The organism is Pseudomonas sp. TE3786 (assembly GCF_054057335.1).
In genome coordinates this window covers 320222-340693 of the sequence record NZ_JBSRZF010000003.1, presented here as the reverse complement: position 1 = coordinate 340693, position 20472 = coordinate 320222, and the positions used below count along the sequence as shown (strand labels likewise).

Here is a 20472-nt window from a genome sequence, read left to right as displayed (position 1 = left end):
AATAGCAGCTATTCGACGGGCAGCGCCGAGCGCTTTGCCGGGGGTGCGCGGCGGTATGGCACGCTCGAGGGCGAGCCTAGCGGCCGACCTGGTCGAGCTGTTCCAGCATCTCGCCCAGACGGTCGATGGTGAATGGCTTGCGCAGCACCGTCGCACCGCTGCCCACCGCTGCCTGTAGCTGGGCGGTGTCGGAAAAACCGCTGATAAAGATCAATGGCAGATCCGGGTGTTTCTGGCGCAGCAGTTTCGCCACTTCCGCGCCATTCAGGTGTGGCATGGCAAAGTCCAGCAGCACCACATCCGGCACCTGTACGTCGATCAGTTTCAACCCGGCCAGGCCGCTGGCCGCCTCACGCACCTGGTGGCCGAGCACTTCCAGCATGTCGACCACCACCCGGCGTACGTCATGGTCATCATCGATCAGCATCACCCGCTTGCCGCTGTGGGCCGACGACACCGGGGCCTCGCTGCTGGGTTTTTCCGGGTGTTCGCCGTCGCGGGTGTAGGGGATGGTGAGAAACACCTGGGTACCGCTACCGGGGGCAGAAACCAGATTCACCCAACCGCTGGATTGCTCGACGATGCTCTGCACCTGGGCCAGGCCCAGCCCGGTTCCGGCACCAATGCCCTTGGTGGAAAAGAACGCGTTAAAGGCCTTTTGTCGCACTTCTTCGCTCATGCCCACGCCGGTATCGGCCACGCACACCTGCATGGCACCGTAAGGCGCGCTGTCGGTGGGCTCCGGGTGATGCTGGGTGGTGATGGTCAGCGAGCCGCCGGTGGGCATGGCATCGCGGGCATTCAGGGCGAGGTTGAGTATCGCCAGTTCCAGTTGGGTGGGATCGCTGAGCGCCACCTGCTCGGAGGGTTCCAGGTTCAATTTGATCCGTACGGTGGTGCCGATGGTACGCACCAGCAGATCGTGCATTTCGCGGATCACGCTGTTGATCCGCAGCGGCTGCAGCTCGAGCTTTTGCGAGCGGGAAAAGGCCAGCAGCTGCGCGGTCAGCTTGGCACCACGGTCTGCCGCCTTGAGCCCGGCTTCGGTCCACTTCACTACTTTCTCCGAGTCCGGACGGCGGGCAATCAGATCAAGGCTGCCTTTGATGCCTTGCAGCAGGTTGTTGAAGTCGTGGGCCAGGCCACCGGTCAACTGCCCCACTGCTTCCATTTTCTGCGCCTGGCTCAGGCGCGCTTCCAGCAGGCGCTGCTCGGTGAGGTCGGTGACCACGCCGCAGATGATCGGCTCATCGGTGCTGTCCAGGGCCAGGGCGCGAAACGACAGGTAGGCCGGAAACAGATGCCCATCCGCCGAAAGAAAATTGAATTCGCCGCGCACCGCTTCTTCGGCGCTATTGGAGAGAAACTGGCGAAAGCGCTCGCGCTCGGAGGGCGCAATAAATTCGCTGAAGTCGTGGGCCAGCAGCCGCTCCAGCGGGCGGTGAACGATCTCGCCGAGCCGCTCGTTGCCGTACAGCACAAAGCCGTCGAGAGACATGGTCACCGCGCCTTCCTGCATCTGTTCGATCAGGGTGCGGTACGGCCGGTCGGCGCTCTCCAGGGTATAAACGCTGACCCCCTCGCCGGTGTCGATAAACAGCGCATCCACGGCCCCGGTGCGAATCGCCTCCAGGGTGTCTTCGGCTTCACGCAGCTTGGCGCTGAGCATCTGGATGTAGTGCTGGTCGGTCATTCCTTCTGTGCGCTCGATCATGGGTTCCCCCTCACTCGATGCCCAGGGCATTACGCAACTTGGCGGTATCGGATAAATCGCCGATCAGCACACGGACCGGCAGCGGATTCAATTTCATCAAAGTCGGCACGGCAATAATCTGCGCATCCCGCGCAGCCCTCGGGTTCTGATAGATGTCGATCACTTCCAGGGAGTAGGCACCGGCCAGCTGGCTGTCGCACAGACTCCGCAGGTTCTGGATGGCTCGGGTCGAGCGGCTGGTGGTGCCGGACACATACAAACGCAGCTGGTAAACCTCCACGGCTGAATCGGCGCTACCGGGCGCAGCCGGCTGAGGTGATGATTGTGGCGGCAAGTGGCTCAATTGCTCGGCTCTGGGCGAATATCCAGACCGACCAGTACTTTGTCGGTGTTGGACAGGTCGCCAATGATTTTGACCAGTGGCGTGGGGAGATGCCGCACCAGGGTCGGCAAGGCGAGAATCTGATCGCCTGCTGCCAGTTGTGGCGTTACCCGCAGGTCGATCACCTCAATGCTGTAGACCCCCGCCAGGTACTCCTCGCAGATACGCTGCAGATTGCGCAGCGCGGTGACTGATTTCGGGGTTTGCCCGGCAATGTACAGACGCAGGGCGTAATGCCCTGGCTGGCCAAGGGCGCCAGGATCGATCGGTTGCACATCGCTGGTAGTCATTCGACGACTCCTCGTGCCAGGGCCAGTTGCTGACGCATGTCATCGTCAGTCTGCAACTGGCGGCTTTCATCATCGTCCAACAGCGATTCCTCCTGCTCCTGGGCGTCCAGTGCCGCGCGCATGTCGGCGATCTTGCGTTCCAGTTGGGCGCGATTTTTCTGTTGCTCGCGTTTGCGTTGTTCGACCAGTTGTTTGCGGATCTCGCCTTCACGACGCTCGCGGGCTTCCTGATTAAGGCGCGCGGAACCGGTGAGCACGCCATGGGGGCCGATATAGGGAGCCACCAGGGTGATGCCACGGGCGTCGATATGGTATTCGCGCATCTGGTTCGAATGCCCCATACCGCGCGACTTAAGCACATACAGCAGGCGGTTGTATTCGCCATCGGCTTCGACGCTGGACAGCGAAATCCAGGTATCCATCAGCGAGGAAATCGCCCGGTCCAGCTCGACACGGGTGGTTTTCGCATCGCTGAGGCTGGTGAATACGGCGGTGATATTGCGCTCTTTCAGCAGATCGACCAGGCGCAACAAGGTGGCATGCACTTCCGATTGCGGACCGTGGAAGGCCGAGATCGGATCGATGATTACAGTCTGCGGCTGGAACTCGACGATCTCCCGATACATGCGCGCCAGGTGCACTTCCAGGCCATACAGGCTGGGGCGCGCCGACTCGACGCGCAGCAGGTCGCGATCAATGAATTCCTTCAGGTTCAGACCCACCGAGCCGAGGTTGCGCAGCAGCTGGCTCTGGGCTTCCTCAAAGGAAAACAGCAGGCAGCGCTCGTTACGCTGGCAGCTGGCACGGATAAAGCTGGCGGCGAAGGTGGTTTTACCGGTACCGGCCAAGCCGCTGACCAGCACGCTGGAACCGCGGTAGTAACCGCCACGGTCGAGCATGCGATCCAGGCCGTCGATGCCGGTGGGCACGATATCGTCGCGCACCTGATGATTCAGGCCGGCGGCGGTAACTGGCATTACCGTCAGGCCCCGCTCATCGATAAAGAACGGGTACTCATTGGTGCCGTGGGGCGAGCCACGGTATTTGATCACCCGCAGGCGGCGGGTGGTGATCTGATCGGCGACGCGGTTATCCAGCAGCACCACGCAATCGGAAACGTATTCCTCGATGCCGTAACGGGTCAGCAAGCCTTCGCCGCGTTCACCGGTAACCACCGCCGTAACGCCCCGCTCCTTCAGCCAATAGAACAGCCGGCGCAACTCGGCGCGCAGCACTGCGGCATCCTGAAAACTGGAAAACAGCGCTTCGATGGTATCCAGCACCACGCGCTTGGCACCGATGCTGTCGATGGCGTAACCCAAGCGCACAAACAGACCTTCGAGGTCGTACTCGCCGGTTTCCTCGATCTCGCTGCTATCCACATAAACGTGGTCGATGCTCAGCAGCTTCTGGTCCACCAGGGCCTGCAGGTCGTAATCCAGGGAGCCGACGTTGTCGATCAGATCCTGGGTACGTTCCTCGAAACTCATAAACACCCCGGGCTCACCGTATTGCACGGCACCATTGACCAGGAAGCTCATGGCAAACAGGGTTTTACCGCAGCCGGCATAACCGCAGATCAGGCTCGGACGGCCCTGTGGCAGGCCCCCCAGGGTGATTTCATCGAAACCGGTAATGCCGGTCGCGACCTTCTTCAGTGTTGCGGTTTGCGCAGTGGCAGATGGCGTCTCGGCCAATTCAGATCACCTTTGAAGTCATGTGTGAATGCTGCTGCCTCGGCAAACAGCGCCCTACCACTCCGACAAAGGCTTTCTGAAAAAGGTCGATTTTTCTTATAGCAGTTTGATGGCAGTGGCCGCTCAGCTGAGCTGCTTACGCCAGGCCTGAATCTGCTCCAGGGTCGCGGTGGCGCCGCCACACACCACTACCAGTGGCCGCTGAAATTCGCTGAGCAGTGCCGGGTGCTTGTGGTACAGCGTGGCCAGTGCAGCGCCGCAGGCCGGTTCGACCAACACGCGGTGGTCGTGCAGGAACTGTTCGCAGGCGGCCAGCGCCTGGGCGTCGGTTACCGTGGCGCAGTGCACGTTATGGCTTTGGGTAACGGCGAAGGCGTTGCTGCACACGGCTTTCGCGCCCAGCGAGGTGGCGATGCTGGTGATGGCGGGCAGTTCGATACGCTCGCCGGCAGCCACCGATTGGGCCAGGGAATCGGCGCCGATGGTTTCAACCGCCAATACCGGTAAGCGGCCGAGGCCATTGCGCTGCAGGCCGGCGATCACCCCGGACAACAGGCCGCCACCACCGACTGCGACCACCACCGAGTCAAAACCGATATCGGCGGCCACCACCTCGTCGATCAGGCTACCGTGGCCGGCCCACATTTGCGTGTTGTCGAAGGGGTGAATAAACGCGCTGCGGTCATCCAGCAGCGATTGCGCCAGGGCGTTGGCTTCCATCCACGAAGCGCCATGCACCACCACCTCGGCACCCTGTTGGGCGATCAGCGCCTTGGCCCGTTCGGTGGTGGTTTGCGGCACTACCACGGTGACCGGAATATTCAACTGGCGGCCGGCATAGGCCGCGGCGATACCGGCGTTGCCACCGGAGGATGAAACGAAGCGGGTTTTGCCCTGCCGTGCATAGGTTTCGCATACCGCGCCGATGCCACGAATCTTGAACGAGCCCACCGGCTGCAGCGCCTCCATTTTCAGCCACACGGTCTTTTCAGTGTGCTGGCTCAGCGGCAGGGATTGCAGCAACGGAGTGGGGATATGCAACGCCATGGTCAACCTCGAATACGCGACAGAGGGCCGGGAGAATACCCAGCCCGCGCGGCAGCGGTCGAGGTTATTTCGCCCCCAGTTGCTCCACCTGCCAACCGCCGCCCATGGCCGCGATCAACTGCACGCTGGCGGTCAGCCGGCTACCCAGCAGGGTCAATACCGTGCGTTCGTTGGACAGCGCGGTGGTCTGCACGCTGACCACATCGGAGTAATCGACGGTGCCGGCTTTGTACTGGTTGAGCATCAGGCGCAGGGATTCGTGGGAGGAGTCCAGGGCTTCTTGCTGCACGCCGCTTTCTTCCTTGAGCACGTCGAGTTGCACCATGTAGTCCTCCACTTCGCGCAAGCCGGTCAATACGCTCAGGCGATAGGCCGCCACTGTGGCGTCATAGCTGGCTTCGGCCTGTTCGACCCGCGAGCGGATCAGGCCGCCGTCGAACAGGGTCATGGCAAAGTCCGGACCGATCGACCAGTAGCGGTTCGGCGTGGTCAGCAGCTGCGACAGGCTGTCGTTGCGAAAGCCACCGCTGGCACTCAGGGTGATATCCGGGTAGTAGGCGGCCTTGTTCACCCCGATCAGGGCGTTGGCGGCCACTACATCACGCTCGGCCGAAGCGATATCCGGGCGGCGTTGCAGCAGTTGCGACGGCACGGTGGCCGGAATCTGCGGCAGGCCGGGAATGTCGTTGGTTTCCGCCAGGCTGAAGGTTGACGGCGCCTCGCCCACCAGGACGGCAATAGCATTCTGCAGTTGCGCACGCTGGTATTTCAGGTCGATGGCCTGGGCCTGGGTAGACTTCACCTGGGTGCGGGCCTGGGCCACGTCGGCCTTGGTGACGATACCGGCGCGGTATTGGTTTTCCGCCAGCTTCAAGGCTTTTTCATAAGCGCTGACGGTGTCATCCAGCAGGCGTTTTTGCGCATCCATCACCCGCAGTTGCAGGTAGTTCTGCGCCAGCTCCGATTGCTGGCTGAGTTTGGTCGCCGCCAGGGTGGCCTGGCTGGCTTCCTCGCTGGCGCTGTCCGATTCCAGTTGGCGGCGCAGCTTGCCCCACAGGTCGAGCTCCCAGCTCACCCCCAGGCTGGCCTGGTAGCTGTCGCTGATGCCACCGGAGCTGCCACTGCTGACGGTGGAGCCGTCGGACAAGGACACCGTGCCGCCACCGCCGGAAGCCTGACCGGAGCGGGTTTTGCTAAAGGCCGCGCTCAGGCTCGGGAAAAACGAGGCACGCGCACCACGGGCCAGCGCTTGGGCCTGACGGTATTGGGCGTCGGCCTGGGCCAGGGTCTGGTTGGAGGTTTCCAGGCGCTGTTGCAGCTGGCTCAGGGTGCTGTCGTTGTACAGCTCCCACCAGGCACCCCGGTGCAGAGCATCGGAGGGTTCGGCCTGGGTCCAGCCTTGTTGCTGTTTGAAGCTGGCCGGCACCGCCACGTCGGGCTTCTGGTAATCCGGGCCAACGGCGCAGCCAGCCATTGCCACAGCAACGCCCACAGCGAGCAACAGGCGGCGCGAATACAGGCTCATAACGAAGTCTCCAACGAAGCATCAGTGCGCACGCCACGGCGGCGGTTAACCCAGTGGCGCAAACGATCCAGGTACAGGTACACCACCGGTGTGGTGTAAAGGGTCAGCAGTTGGCTGGCCATCAGCCCGCCGACGATGGTGATCCCCAGCGGCCGGCGCAGACCGGCATCGCCACCGACGCCGAAGATCAGCGGCAGCGCGCCCAGCAGGGCGGCCAGGGTGGTCATCATGATCGGCCGGAAGCGTTTCACGCAGGCTTCCAGAATCGCCTCGCGGGGGTTCATGCCCAGGCGGCGCTCGGCTTCCAGGGCAAAGTCGATCATCAGAATGGCGTTTTTCTTGACGATGCCGATCAGCAAAATGATGCCGATCAGGGCAATCAGGCTCAGCTCGCTGCCGCACAGAATCAACGCCAGCAAGGCACCGACACCGGCCGAGGGCAAGGTGGAGAGAATGGTCAGCGGGTGCACATAACTCTCGTAGAGAATGCCCAGCACGATATACACCGCCGCCAGGGCCAACAGAATCAGCCAGGGCATATTGTTCTGGGTGTCCTGCACCGCGCCGGCGTTGCCTTCGAAGCTGGCTTGCACATCCAGCGGCAGCTGCAACGGTTCGATGGCGGCCAGGATGGCTTCGCGGGTCGGGCCGATCTGCGCGCCCTTGCCCAGGTTGAACGACAGGGTAATCGCGGCGAACTGGCCCTGGTGGTTGACCGACAGTGGCGCGGTGCTTGGTTCGAAATAGCTGAACGCCGCCAGTGGCACCGTTTGCCCATCGCTACCGAGCACATACACCTGGCGCAGAATTTCCGGGCTCTGCTGGTACTGCGCGCCCACTTCCATCACCACGTGGTACTGGTTCAGCGGGTTATAGATATTGGCGATCTGCCGTTGGCCAAAGGAGTTGTTCAACACCTCGTCCACCAGCTTCATATTCACCCCCAGGCTGCCGGCGCGGTCGCGGTCGACCACCAGGCGGCTTTGCACGCCCTTGTCCTGGGAGTCACTGTTGAGGTCGACCACTTGCGGCAGTTTGCGCATCGCCGCTTCCACCTTTGGTGCCCATTGGCGCAGCAGCGCCAGGTCGTCGCTGCGCAGGGTGAATTGGTTGCTGGCATTGCTGTCGCGGCCACCCAGGCGCACGTCCTGCCCGGCGTTGAGGTACAGCGCGGCACCGGGAATCTCGGCCAGTTTCGGCCGCAGGCGGGCGAGGATGGTGTTGACGTCGTCACGCTCGCCAATGGGTTTGAGGGTGACGAAGAACGAGCCGGTATTGCTCGACTGCCAACGCCCGCCGCCGAGGAAACCGACGACGTTTTCGATATCCGGATCGGCACCGAGAATCGCCCGGAACTTGCCCATCTTTTCCTGCAGGCCCTGGAAGGAAATGCTCTGGTCGGCGATGGCAAAGCCGCGCAGACGCCCGGAATCCTGCTCCGGCAAAAAGCCTTTGGGCACCACCACAAACAGATAGAGGTTGAGCACGATACAGCCGAGCATGATCACCACCATCAGCCGCGAGTGCTCCAGGGCCCATTCCAGGCTGGCCTTGTAGCGCGCCATCAGACTCTGGAACAGCGCGCTTTCGGCCTTGGGTTTTGCCACCACGGCGTTCGGGTCGCGGGCTTTGAGCAAGCGTGCACAGAGCATTGGCGTCAGGGTTAGCGACACCACCAGCGAGACCAGAATGGCTGCCGAGAGGGTCACCGAAAACTCGCGGAACAGCCGGCCTATGATGCCGCCCATCAACAGAATGGGGATAAACACCGCCACCAGCGACAGGGTCATCGACAGCACGGTAAAGCCCACTTCGCGTGCGCCGTGAATCGACGCCTGCAACGGTGACTCGCCCTCTTCGATGCGCCGGGCGATGTTCTCTACCACCACAATGGCATCGTCCACCACAAAGCCGGTGGCAACGATCAACGCCATCAGCGACAGGTTGTTGAGGGAGAAACCGCACAGGTACATCACGGCAAAGGTGCCGACCAGCGACACCGGCACCGCCAGCGCTGGAATCAGCGTGGCGCGCGGGCTGCGCAGAAACAGGTAAACCACCAGAATCACCAGCAGCACGGAAATCACCAAGGTGATTTCCGCCTCATCCAGGGAGGCGCGAATACTCGGGCTGCGGTCGTCCATTACCGAGAGCTGCACCTTCGGCCCGAGCAGCTCCTGCATTTCCGGCAATAGCTCATGAATGGCGTCGGTGGCTTCGATGATATTGGCACCGGGCTGGCGGGTAACGATCAGCAGCACCGCCGGGTTATTGCCGGAAAAACCGGCGTTGCGCACGTCTTCCACCGCATTGCTGACTTCCGCGATATCGCCCAGGCGCACCGCCGCGCCCGTCGTGGCGTTGTAGTGCACGATGATCGGCAGGTATTCACTGGCCTTGCGCAATTGGTCGTTGGCATCCACCTGCCATTGCTTGGTGGTGCCGTCGATGGAGCCCTTGGGCCGATTGGAATTGGTGTTGGAAATAGCCGTGCGCACGGTATCCAGGGAGATGCCGTATTTGTTCAGGGCATCCGGGTTGAGATCGACCCGCACCGCCGGCAACGAGCTACCGCCGATGCTCACCTGGCCGATCCCTTTCACCTGAGCCAGGCGCGGCGACACCAGGGTCGAGGCCATGTCGTACATCTCGCCGCGGGTGTAGCTGTCCGAGGTGAGGGTCAGCACCATCACCGGCATATCCGAGGGATTGGCCTTGCGGTATGACGGCAGGCTGGGCATGCCGCTGGGCAATAGACTGCTGGCGGCGTTGATGGCTGCCTGCACTTCGCGGGCGGCGCCGTCGATGTCTTTTTCCAGGGAGAACTGCACGATCACCGTGGCCGAGCCCAGTGAACTGCTGGAGGTCATTTCGGTGATCCCGGCGATTCGCCCCAACGCCCGCTCCAGCGGCGTGGCCACCGAGGTCGCCATGGTTTCCGGGCTGGCCCCGGGCAGCGAGGCGCTGATCATGATGGTGGGGAAATCCACCGACGGCAGCGGTGCCACCGGCAGCAGGTTGAACGACAACCAGCCGGCCAGCAGCAGCGCCAGGGTCAACAGCGAGGTGGCGACCGGGCGACGGATAAAGGGCGTGGAAAGGCTCATATCAGGACTGCACCGACAGATCCAGACCACGCTTCTTGCGCCAGGTGTTCCAGCGGCTGGCCAGGCGATCGAAGGCCAGGTAGATCACCGGCGTGGTAAACAGCGTCAGCACCTGGCTGAGCAGCAGGCCGCCGACCATGGCGATACCCAGCGGCCGGCGCAGTTCGGCACCGGCACCTGCGGCCAGCATCAGCGGCAAGGCACCGAGCAAGGCCGCCAGGGTGGTCATCAGAATCGGCCGGAAACGCAGCAGGCAGGCCTGGTAGATAGCGTCGGCGGCGTTCATGCCCTGGTTGCGTTCGGCGTCGAGGGCGAAGTCGATCATCATGATCGCGTTCTTTTTAACGATGCCGATCAGCAGAATGATGCCGATGATCGCCACAATGCCGATCTCCTCCCCCGCCACCATCAACGCCAGCAGCGCACCGACGCCCGCCGAGGGCAAGGTGGAGAGAATGGTCACTGGGTGAATAAAGCTCTCGTAGAGAATGCCGAGCACGATATACATGGTCACCACCGCCGCCAGAATCAGCAGCAGGGTGCTCGACAGCGAGCTTTCAAAGGCCAGCGCGGCACCGCGGAAACTGGTCTGCATGCCCACCGGCAATTGCATTTCCTGCTCCACCTGGCGAATGGCGCTGACCGCGTCACTCAACGACACGTTCGGTGCCAGGTTGAACGACAGGGTGGCGGCCGGGAACTGCGAGATATGGTTGATCGCCAGCAGCGTATTGCGCTCTTCGATGGTGGCCAGCGACGACAAGCGTACCTGGGTGCCGTCGCTGCTGCTGACATAGAGGTTTTCCAGCGACTCGGGGCCGATCTGGAATTGCGGTGCCACTTCCAGCACCACGCGGTATTGGGTGGCCTGGGTAAAGATGGTGGAAATCAGCCGTTGGCCAAAGGCGTTGTACAAGGCGCTGTCGACGTCGGATAACGACACGCCCAAACGGGACGCCGCATCGCGGTCGATATTGACGAAGGCTTGCAGGCCCTTGTCCTGCCAGTCACTGGCAACATCGGCGAGCTGCGGCAGTTGCTGCAGGCGTTCCACCAGCAGCGGCACCCATTTGGCCAGCACATCCGGGTCGGAGTCCTGCAGGGTGAATTGGTACTGGGTACGGGCCACGCGGTCTTCGATGGTCAGGTCTTGCACCGGCTGCAGGTACAGGCGCACACCGGGAATCTCATCGAGGGTCGGTTGCAGCCGGCGAATCACTTCGGTGGCGCTGGCGTCCCGCTCGCTATGGGGCTTGAGGTTGATCAGCAGGCGTCCGGTGTTAAGGGTGGCGTTGCTGCCATCCACGCCGATAAAGGCGGTCAGACTGGCCACTGCCGGATCGCTGAGCAGCGCCCTGGACAGCGCCTGTTGGCGCTCGGCCATGGACTGAAAGGAAATCGACTGTGGCGCTTCGGCAATGGCCTGGATCACCCCGGTGTCCTGCACCGGGAAAAAGCCCTTGGGCATCAAGGTATAGAGCACGCCGGTGAGCACCAGGGTGCCCAGGGCGATCAACAAGGTCAGCGGCTGATGACGCAGCACCACCCGCAGGGCACGGCCGTAACCGGCGATCAAGCGGTCGATCTGCCGGCCGGTGAAACGGGCGAAACGGCCGTGTTTTTCCTCGGGGATATGCTTGAGCAGCTTGGCGCACAGCATGGGCGTAAGGGTCAGCGACACCACGCCGGAAATCAGAATGGCCACCGCCAGGGTGATGGCAAATTCGCGGAACAGACGCCCCGCTACATCGCCCATAAACAGCAGCGGAATCAGCACGGCAATCAGCGAGAAGGTCAGCGAAATAATGGTGAAGCCGATCTGCTTGGAGCCTTTGAGAGCGGCCTCCAGCGGGCTGTCACCCTCCTCCAGATAACGGCTGATGTTCTCCACCATGACGATGGCATCGTCCACCACAAAACCGGTGGCGATGGTCAGCGCCATCAAGGACAGGTTGTTCACCGAAAAACCGGCCAGGTACATCACGCCAAAGGTGCCGATCAAACTCAGCGGCACCGCCAGGCTGGGAATCAGGGTGGCGGAAAAACTGCGCAGGAACAGGAAAGTCACCATCACCACCAGGGCGATGGCCAGCACCAGTTCGAACTGCACATCGGCCACCGACGCACGAATGGTGGTGGTGCGGTCGGTGAGCACCTGCACGTCGAGGCTGCCCGGCAGGCTGGCCTGCAACTGCGGCAGCATGGCCTTGATACTGTCGACCACCTTGATCACGTTGGCACCCGGCTGACGCTGGATATTCAGCACCACCGCCGGGGTTTCGTTGGCCCAGGCCGCCAGGCGGGTGTTTTCCGCTGCATCGTCAACGCTGGCGACGTCTTTGAGGCGCAGCGGCGCGCCGTTTTTATAGGCGACGATCAGGTCGCGGTAGGCCGAGGCGGATTTCAGTTGGTCGTTGGCGTCCAGGGTCGAGGCGCGGGTCGGGCCGTCGAAGCTGCCCTTGGGGCCGTTGAGGTTATTGTTGGAGACCGTAGTGCGCAGGTCTTCCAGATTCAAGCCGGCTGCCGCCAGGGCCGATGGGTTGGCGCGAATCCGCACCGCCGGGCGCTGACCGCCACTGATGCTGACCAGGCCAACGCCGGAAATCTGCGAAATCTTCTGCGCCAGGCGGGTGTCCACCAGGTCCTGCACCTGGGGCAATGGCAGGTTGCTGGAGGTGATGGCCAGGGTCAGGATCGGCGCATCCGCCGGGTTGACCTTGCTGTACGAGGGTTGGTACGGCAGGTCGCTGGGCAGCAGGCTGCTGGCGGTATTGATCGCCGCCTGCACTTCCTGCTCGACCACATCGAGGTTGCTGTCCAGGGTGAACTGCAAAGTGATGACCGAAGCACCGCCCGAGCTGCTGGAGGACATTTCATTCAGGCCGGCAATCTGCCCGAGCTGGTTTTCCAGCGGCGCGGTGACCGACGAGGTCATGATTTCCGGGCTGGCACCGGGGTACGAGGTGACCACCTGAATGGTCGGGTAATCCACCTCCGGCAAGGCCGAAATCGGCAGAAAACGATAGGCGATGATCCCCGACAGCAGGATCGCCACCATCAACAGGGTGGTTGCTACCGGCCGCAGAATAAACGGGCGCGACGGGTTCATTGCGCGGCTCCGTCCTTGCCTTGCGGTGCGGCATCACCCTGACCAAAAGGCTTCTGCCCGGTTTCTTCGCTGACGTCTTTCTTTACTTGCTCAGGGGTAGCCAGGCGCACGGCCATGCCATCGCGCAGGCGATCGGTACCTTCCACCACTACTTGCTCATCGGCGTTCAGGCCCTTCTCCACCACCACCCGCTCACCTTCGCTGGTGCCCAGGGTGACGGCACGCTGGGCTACTTTGTCGCCCGCGCCGAGCACATATACATAGGTGCCGTCATTGCCACGCTGTACCGCGTTGGCCGGAATCAGCAGTACATCGTGCAGGGTTTCGGCCAGCAGGCGCACATTGACGAACTGGTTGGGGAACAGCGAGCGGTCGGCGTTTTCGAATTTGGCTTTGAGTTTGACGGTGCCGGTGGTGGTGTCGATCTGGTTATCCAGGGTCACCAGCTCGCCCGTGGCCAGGGTCACGTCTTTATTGCGATCCAGCGCTTCCACCGGCGAGGCTTTGGCCCGGCCAAGTTGCGCGGCCACGGTACCCAGCTGTTGCTGCGGCAGACTGAACACCACGGCAATCGGCTTGACCTGGGTGATCACCACCAGCGGCGTGGTATCGCTTGAGGTAACCAGGTTACCGACGTCGACCTGACGCAAACCAAGGCGACCGCTGATGGGCGCACGCACTTCGGTAAAGGCCAGATTGAGCTTGGCGTCATCCACCTGACCCTGGTTGGTTTTCAGCGTGCCCTGGTATTGATTGAGCAGCGCGGCCTGGGTGTCCAGGGTCTGCTTGGCGATGGAGTCTTCGGCGAACAGCCCCTTGTAGCGTTCAAGGTCAATCTGGGCGTTTTTCAGTTGCGCCTGATTCTGCTGCAGGGTGCCTTCTGCCTGGGCCAGGGCAGCCTTGTAAGGACGGGGATCGACGACGGCGAGCAGATCACCGGCCTGCACTTCCTGCCCCTCGGTGAACAACACCTTGACCAGCTCGCCATTGACCCGCGGCTTGACGTTTACCGTGCTGAACGCGGTGACCGTACCCAGGGCGTGGTAATGCACATCGAGGTCGGTGCGCTGCACCTTGGCGACGCTGACGGTCATGCCCCCAGCGGCACCAGGCGGACCCATGCCCGGCCGCCCGCGCACCTTGCCTTCAGGACCACCGGCGCTTTTCGCCGCGGACAACCAGATAACCAACAACACCACGCCAGCGAATGCCGCGGCAGTGATCAACCAAGGGCGAAGGGTACGAAAAGTCATGGGCATCATCGATCGCTAAATTCGAGCCCGCACGATAAGCACTGAAACGTCCGACGGAAAGCCTCTTTACCGGCTTTTTACCTATCTCTGACTTTTTTCTAAACGATTGACCTACAAATGAAAACGGCCCGCCTAGGCGGACCGTTCAAGTGTTGCGGGGTATTACCTGAAAACTTACTTCAACGCGGCAACAGCAGCTTCGTAGTTAGGCTCGCTGCCGATCTCGGCAACCAGCTCGCTGTGCAGCACTTTGTCGTTCTCATCCAGCACCACTACGGCACGGGCGGCAACCCCAGCCAGCGGGCCGTTGGCGATGGCGACGCCGTAGTCGGCGAGGAAATCGGCGCCGCGCATGGTCGACAGGTTGACCACATTCTGCAGGCCTTCGGCACCGCAGAAACGCGCTTGGGCGAACGGCAGGTCGGCGGAGATGCACAGCACCACGGTGTTGGCCAGGTTGCTGGTTTCAGCGTTGAACTTGCGCACCGAGGTAGCGCAGGTCGGGGTGTCGACGCTTGGGAAGATATTCAGCACTTTACGTTTGCCGGCCAGGCTGGCCAGGGTCACATCGCTCAGATCAGCGCCAACCAGGCTGAATGCCGGGGCTTTCTGACCCGCTTTAGGCAGCTCGCCGGTGACTTGAACGGGGTTACCACGCAGGGTTACTTGGGCCATGACGGATTCCTTTTTTGTTGATAAAGGTTATGGGTATTGAGGGTGCCAGAGTTAACCACGAAAGGCATGACGCAGCCATGACCGTGTGGTCAAAAACTCGCAAGGGAGTCTCCCATAGGCAGGCAGCCGGCCTTTGTGGGACAAGACGCTAGCCGCAAGCACCGCGCTCCGAAAAACGCAGGCTCAAAGCCCACAGCCGCCGCGAATATCCAGTCCTAAAAATCCCGTTTGTAGAAGATATCCAGGGAACTGGCCAGGCCGCTGGCGGCTTCCACATACACCCGTTTGCTCAGCTCATAGCGCAGGGCGATGGTGCTGGCCGGTTCGAATACGCCGACGCCATAACGCAGGCTCAAACGCTCCGACAGATTGCCGCTGGCCACCACACTGGTTTGCGCGCCGCTGCCACCGGTGTCCAGCTGGAAGTCGCTAATGCCCAAGCGTTGGGCGATCTCACTGGTGACCGGGGCGCTACCCATCAGACCGAGGCCCAGGGCCGCTTCGGCGAGCATATTGTTGTCGCCACTGCCGCTGCTGGCCGGGCGGCCGAGCACCAGGTAGGAAAGCGCCTGCTGCTGACTCATGGCCGGTTCCGAGAACACCTGGGTGGTGGGCTGTTCGGCATTGCCGCTGATGCGCAGGCCGGCGGTGACGTTATCGACCTGGCGGATCGCCTCCACATCCAGATAGGGCTGATCCACAGGCCCGGCAAATAGCAGACGGGCGCGACGAATCGTCAGACGCTGGCCATAGGCGCGGTAGCGGCCCTTGTTCAGATTCAGTTCGCCGCGGGTGTCGAGGTTGTCGCCCATATGCAGATGGCCGGCCAACTCGGCGTTCAGCCCAAAGCCCGTAAAGGTCAATGGCGGCTGCCCCTCGCCCGCCCCGACATCGATATCGATATCCATGGCCATCGGCGGTGCCTGCCGGGCTTCGGGATCATGGCTGCCGAGCACCTGGGCGTCATCGGAAACCTTGACGGTGGACGGCGGCAGCTGGCGAATTTCAATCTTGCCGCGCGGCACCGCCACCTTGCCGCGTACCGATAGCTGTTGTTCCACCAGGCGCAGCTTGAGGTCCGGGTGGACCTCCAGATTGGCGTACGGCTCGACCACCACCGGCAAGCGGCTACCCAGCAGATGCAGGTCGACATCCAGGCCGTTGGCCCAGGCCAGTTGCCCGCTCAGACTGCCCTCGCCTGCTTCGCCGCTGTGCCAGTTGCTTTGCAGTTGCAGGCGCTCGCCGACAATCAACGCCTGGGCCTGCAAGCCCTGCAGGCTGACGGGCAGTTCGCTGCCGGTCACCTCGCCATCCCTGATCTGCAAACGGCCATTGATCTGCGGCGCGAGCAGGCCGCCGGACAAGCTGCCACTGCCATGCAGATGGCCACTCAGGCGCTCCACCCGCGGTACAAATGGCCGCGCCAGGGCGAGATCAAGCCCGCTCAGCTCGAAGCTGCCGGTGATGGGTTTGCTTGCCGGGCGCGGATCGATCTGGCTATTAAGGTTCAGCTGCCCCAGCTGCGGGCCATGGAAATCCAGCTGGGTATCGATGCGTTGCGGGCGCAGTTGGCTGCTGAGGGTGAAACGGTCATAGGCAAAGTCCAGCCACTGACCGTTGTCGCGCACCCGCAGGTTGCCGCTACCCAGGTCCAGACGGATATCGCCATTCGGGCCGCTGGCCGGCAGGTCGAGTTTGATCTCGGCATTCAGCTGTCCTTGCCAGGCAAAATCCGCCGGCCACCACTGCGCCAGGCTGGCCATTGGGAAATCCCGCAGGTGCCAGCGCAACCGTGGCTCCGGCAGCAGGCGTTGATCCTCGCCGCACAGGCTGGCTGCGCCGCTCAACCAGCAATGGGCACCGAGGGTCAGTTGGCCGTTGGCCAGACGTTGCAAGGGCGCGGCTTGCTGGAGGCGCCAGATCTGCCCGGCACTTTCCACCTGGCCACTGGCGATGCGCCCGCGCCAGTCGAAGTTCGCCCCGAGGTTGCCATCGGCAGCCAGGTCCAGCTTGAGTTTGTTGCCATCAAGGGCAAGGTTCAGCCGCTGTTGCTGGCGATTGCCGCTGCCTTGCAGGTGCAGGCGGCCGAGTTCCGTATCGCCACTGTGGATGCCGGTAGCGGTCAGCTCGATGCTGCCGCGTTGCTGGGTATCCAGCCTGGCCAGCAGATCGAGGCTGGTCAGTTTCTGCTGCTGGTAGGCCAGTTGCTTGCCTTGCAGATTCAACTGCCCTTGCGGGGCTTGCAGGCTGCCGGCCAGATTCAGTTGGCCATTCAACTGTCCGGCCAATTGCGGCCACAGTTGCCCCAGACGCGGCAGGGCAATCTGCAATTGGCCGGCGAGGCGCTGGTCGAGGCTGCCCTGCCCTTGCACGCGGTTGTCGCCCAGGCGCGCGTCGAGTTTATCCACTTGCCAGCGTTCACCAGCGCCGCTGGCCTGCACCTGCAACAACGCCGGCTGGCCGCGCAGGCGACCACTAAGGTCAAGATCGGCATTCAACTTCAACTGCTGGCGATACTCGCCCTGGCTGCGCAGGCTGCCACCCAGGGTGCCGGGCAGCTCCGCCAGCCAGTAAGCCGGGTTGAGCTGGCTGAGCTGCAGCCGGCTGTCCCAGCGAATGCCATCGACAAAGCCCAGGGTCACTTGCCCCTCGGCCTTGCCCTGTCCGGCTTGCAGCAGCAGGCTGACCAGGTGCACTTGGCGCAAATCGCCGCTCACTGGGCTGCTAAGGGAAAAGGCACCGGCCGGGCCATTCAGCTCGGCGGCAAAATTGCCCAGGTAGTTGCCATCCTGATAATGCACTTGCCCGGCCAGGGAATGCAGACTTACCGCGGGCTCATCCACCGCGGGCAGCACCCGCCGCCAGGGGAAATCCAACCAGCTGAATTGCGCATCGGCGCTAAGGGTCTCGCTCCAGTCGAGTGTGCCGCTGACGCTGATCTGTTGCTGGCTGTCAGCCTGCACAGTTAGGGCCTGGATATCCGCGCCGCTGGCCGTAACCCGGCCGGCCAGGGTCACAGGAATATCGCCACCCTGCGCCGCCAACCCGGCCGAACCATTGACCTGGTAGCCCGCACTCAGCGTGCCGGCGGCGCTGAGTTGAATGGCATTGAGCGCGGGCACATCGGCGGCGGCGATAAAGTGCTCGGCGCTTATCGTTACCTGTGCCGGGAAACCTTCCCTCAGTGGCTGCACGCTGCCTTGCAATTGGCCGTGCAGGTAGCCGCTGCTCTGGGCTTGCACGGCGAGGGTGGCCAGCAAGTCACCCTGCGCTTGTACAGTCAGCGACCAGGCTTGCGCCTCAGGTGCCGGCAACTGCACCGTTCCTTCTACGGTCAGCGGCCATTGGTCTTTAGGCGCAAGCGTGCCGTGTAAATCCACCGCCACGCCATTGCTACGGCCCTGCAGGCGCTCGATCAGCAGCCCCGTCGCGTCCCAGTGCGCCGCCAATTGCAACTGGCTGGCCTGCTCACTGCCGTTATAAACAATGCTGTCCAGCTGGATATCGCCCACCTGCAGTGGCAGATAAAAACCCAGGCTCGGCAGGCTTAGTGGTTTATCACTGCCGCTGGCACCCGGGGCAACTTGCAGATTGAGTTGCCGGACGTGCAGCAGGTCCAGACACAGGGTGCGTTTCAGCAAACAGCTCGGCGACCAGGCAAAGCGCACCTGGGTCAATGCCACTTTGTCGCCCTGCTCCTCCCATACCAGGCTCTCGGCGCTCCAGCTGCCGCCCAGCCGGCCCTCGAATGCCTGCACCTGCAGACCGGGTATCTCGCCCAGTAACCAACGGCTACCGCCAGCAGTGCCGAGTACCAGCGCAATCACCAGCACAAACGCGACCAGTAGAGCCAACACCGCCCAGGCCGCACGTTTAAGCCAGGTCATAGCTCCGGCCCCATGGAAAAGTGCAGACGAATGCCACCGTCATCATCCAGCGCATGGGCCAGGTCCAGACGGATCGGCCCCACCGGCGAAATCCAGCGCACGCCCATGCCTACCCCGGTTTTCAGGGTGGGAATCTCCAGATTCTGGAAGGCATTGCCCTGGTCGACAAAGGTCGCCCAGCGCCACTTTTCCGCGAAGGCGTACTGATATTCCACACTGCCGGCCACCAGATAGCGGCCACCAATACGATCGCCTTCGTCGTTTTCCGGCGACAGCGATTGATAGTCGTAGCCACGCACACTCTGGTCGCCGCCGGCAAAAAAACGCAGTGACGGCGGCACGCTTTTGTATTCGTCGGTGACACTGCCGCCGAATTGCAGACGGGCCAGAAAACGGTGTTTGTCCCATAACGTGGTCAGGCCCTTGGCCAGCACCGTGCCGTACAGCAGGTTGCTGTCGGAGATCACCCCGTCCTTGGCCGCCGAGGCTTCGAACTGCAGGCGGTAGCCGTTGCTCGGATCGATCGCGCTGTCGCTGTGCAGATAGGAATAGCTGACGCCGGGCATCAGCAAGGTACTCAGGCCGTTGTCATTGCCCAGGCGGTACTCCTCGTGTTGCAGCTTTAGCGACAGCACCTGCTGCCAGCCATTGTCGAGCTTGCTGTGCCACTCCGGGCCGGCAGTGAGCAGGCGACTGAGGCTATCGGTGTCGGCCAGTTGTTCGTACTGGTAACCGCCGGCCAGGCGCAACTTGTCGGTGAGCGGCGGGTTGCCGGGAATGTCGTACCACAGGCCGACGTTCTGCCGCGGTGCCGACAGCTCCATCTCGGTGCCATAGCTATGGCCCTGGGGATTGACCCAGTGACGGGTCCAGTTGAGTTTCGCCCGTGGCCCGACGTCGGTCGAAAACCCCAAGCCCAGGCCCATGGTGCGCGGCTTGCGGGTGTCCAGGTGGATGAGCAGCGGAATCTGCTCGCCACTGGCCTGGGTCGGCGCGGCATCGACGCGAACGCTTTCAAAATAGCCGCTGCCTTGCAGGTTCTGGTACAGGCTGGCGATCAGATCGGAGTCGTAAGCGGTGCCAGGCTTGAACGGCACCATGCGCTCCAGCAGTTGCCGGTCGAAGGTTTCATCGCCGCTGAACTGCGCGGCGCCGAAGTAGTAACGCGGGCCGCTGGCGTAGATCAGTTCGATATCGGCGACACCGGCCACGGGATCGATGGCCAGCCGCTGGCTAGTAAAACGGCCACTGAAAAAACCGTAACGCGAGGCCTGGTTCTGGATCAGCCGTTTGGCGTCGTCGTAATGGCCATGGTTAAGCACCGCACCGGGAGTCAGCTGGCTGCTTTTCGGCAGACGAAACCCGGGCAATTGCGCGGCGGGGCCGTCGATGCGCACGGTGATATTGCGTAGATGGACCGGCTCCCCCGGCTCGATGCGGATGATCAGGCGCGGGCCTTTATCGTTGCGGTCGACTTCGCTGTCGATCTGCGCCTGGTAATACCCCAACGCCTCCACCGCCTTGCGCGCCTGCAACAAGGCACCCCGACTGAAACGCTGCAAGGCCTGCTCATCGCGGTCGCCCAGATCGCCCACATAGCCGATCACGTTGGCTTTGAGGGCAGCATTACCGGGTTTGATTCGCACACTGAGCTGGGCCTGAGCGAGGGCCGCAGTACTGGTGAGCAACAGCGCCAACGCCAGCCCGATGGTTCGGTAAAAAGTCATGGGGGGCGATGCTAGCACGAGTGTCTTTTGCGGCTCGATAGCCTGGGCCGACGCGCAAA

The 20472-nt window shown here is 62.5% G+C and carries 12 protein-coding genes; all 12 read right to left on the bottom strand.

All coding sequences use genetic code 11. From position 1 onward, the window contains the following. Positions 1–76 precede the first annotated feature (76 nt). Positions 77–1714, bottom strand: a complete 1638-nt coding sequence (locus tag ACVW0Y_RS05895; RefSeq protein ID WP_457436702.1) for a response regulator — start codon at positions 1712–1714, stop codon at positions 77–79. A gap of 10 nt (positions 1715–1724) precedes the next feature. After that, the gene (locus tag ACVW0Y_RS05890) at positions 1725–1994 is read right to left on the bottom strand and encodes a circadian clock KaiB family protein (RefSeq protein WP_457436700.1); all 270 of its coding nucleotides are present in this window, start codon (positions 1992–1994) and stop codon (positions 1725–1727) included. A 59-nt stretch (positions 1995–2053) separates the two neighbouring features. After that, positions 2054–2386: a circadian clock KaiB family protein gene (locus ACVW0Y_RS05885; protein WP_457436699.1), complete on the bottom strand. Its 333-nt coding sequence runs from the start codon at positions 2384–2386 to the stop codon at positions 2054–2056. Further along, positions 2383–4083 (bottom strand): circadian clock protein KaiC, encoded by a 1701-nt coding sequence (gene kaiC / locus ACVW0Y_RS05880; RefSeq protein WP_457436697.1) that lies wholly within the window; start codon positions 4081–4083, stop codon positions 2383–2385. Before kaiC ends, ACVW0Y_RS05885 begins: the two co-directional genes overlap by 4 nt. A gap of 123 nt (positions 4084–4206) precedes the next feature. Beyond that, a complete protein-coding gene (locus ACVW0Y_RS05875; RefSeq protein ID WP_457436695.1) occupies positions 4207–5130 on the bottom strand; it encodes a pyridoxal-phosphate dependent enzyme in 924 nt (307 codons plus the stop codon). 64 nt (positions 5131–5194) lie between these two features. Further along, a complete protein-coding gene (locus ACVW0Y_RS05870) occupies positions 5195–6655 on the bottom strand; it encodes an efflux transporter outer membrane subunit (RefSeq protein ID WP_457436694.1) in 1461 nt (486 codons plus the stop codon). Continuing rightward, on the bottom strand, positions 6652–9762 hold the full coding sequence (locus ACVW0Y_RS05865; protein WP_457436693.1) for a multidrug efflux RND transporter permease subunit: 3111 nt from the start codon (positions 9760–9762) through the stop codon (positions 6652–6654). Before ACVW0Y_RS05865 ends, ACVW0Y_RS05870 begins: the two co-directional genes overlap by 4 nt. A 1-nt stretch (position 9763) precedes the next feature. Beyond that, a complete protein-coding gene (locus tag ACVW0Y_RS05860; protein WP_457436692.1) occupies positions 9764–12871 on the bottom strand; it encodes an MdtB/MuxB family multidrug efflux RND transporter permease subunit in 3108 nt (1035 codons plus the stop codon). Beyond that, positions 12868–14130 (bottom strand): MdtA/MuxA family multidrug efflux RND transporter periplasmic adaptor subunit, encoded by a 1263-nt coding sequence (locus tag ACVW0Y_RS05855; protein WP_457436690.1) that lies wholly within the window; start codon positions 14128–14130, stop codon positions 12868–12870. The genes ACVW0Y_RS05860 and ACVW0Y_RS05855 overlap by 4 nt, the downstream gene beginning before the upstream one ends. Positions 14131–14298: 168 nt before the next feature. Beyond that, positions 14299–14799: a thiol peroxidase gene (gene tpx / locus ACVW0Y_RS05850; protein WP_457436688.1), complete on the bottom strand. Its 501-nt coding sequence runs from the start codon at positions 14797–14799 to the stop codon at positions 14299–14301. A 215-nt stretch (positions 14800–15014) separates the two neighbouring features. After that, complete coding sequence (locus ACVW0Y_RS05845) at positions 15015–18686, bottom strand: translocation/assembly module TamB domain-containing protein (protein WP_457436686.1); 3672 nt, start codon at positions 18684–18686, stop codon at positions 15015–15017. Then, positions 18683–20413, bottom strand: a complete 1731-nt coding sequence (locus ACVW0Y_RS05840) for an autotransporter assembly complex protein TamA (protein WP_457436685.1) — start codon at positions 20411–20413, stop codon at positions 18683–18685. The genes ACVW0Y_RS05845 and ACVW0Y_RS05840 overlap by 4 nt, the downstream gene beginning before the upstream one ends. Positions 20414–20472 lie beyond the last annotated feature (59 nt).

Bases quoted from the DNA above. Each gene is read 5' to 3' on its own strand.
- ACVW0Y_RS05840 (WP_457436685.1), bottom strand. From the start codon at position 20,413: ATGACTTTTTACCGAACCATCGGGCTGGCGTTGGCGCTGTTGCTCACC.
- ACVW0Y_RS05855 (WP_457436690.1), bottom strand. From the start codon at position 14,130: ATGCCCATGACTTTTCGTACCCTTCGCCCTTGGTTGATCACTGCCGCG.
- ACVW0Y_RS05860 (WP_457436692.1), bottom strand. From the start codon at position 12,871: ATGAACCCGTCGCGCCCGTTTATTCTGCGGCCGGTAGCAACCACCCTG.
- ACVW0Y_RS05845 (WP_457436686.1), bottom strand. From the start codon at position 18,686: ATGACCTGGCTTAAACGTGCGGCCTGGGCGGTGTTGGCTCTACTGGTC.
- ACVW0Y_RS05865 (WP_457436693.1), bottom strand. From the start codon at position 9,762: ATGAGCCTTTCCACGCCCTTTATCCGTCGCCCGGTCGCCACCTCGCTG.
- ACVW0Y_RS05885 (WP_457436699.1), bottom strand. From the start codon at position 2,386: ATGACTACCAGCGATGTGCAACCGATCGATCCTGGCGCCCTTGGCCAG.
- tpx (WP_457436688.1), bottom strand. From the start codon at position 14,799: ATGGCCCAAGTAACCCTGCGTGGTAACCCCGTTCAAGTCACCGGCGAG.
- ACVW0Y_RS05870 (WP_457436694.1), bottom strand. From the start codon at position 6,655: ATGAGCCTGTATTCGCGCCGCCTGTTGCTCGCTGTGGGCGTTGCTGTG.
- ACVW0Y_RS05895 (WP_457436702.1), bottom strand. From the start codon at position 1,714: ATGATCGAGCGCACAGAAGGAATGACCGACCAGCACTACATCCAGATG.
- ACVW0Y_RS05875 (WP_457436695.1), bottom strand. From the start codon at position 5,130: ATGGCGTTGCATATCCCCACTCCGTTGCTGCAATCCCTGCCGCTGAGC.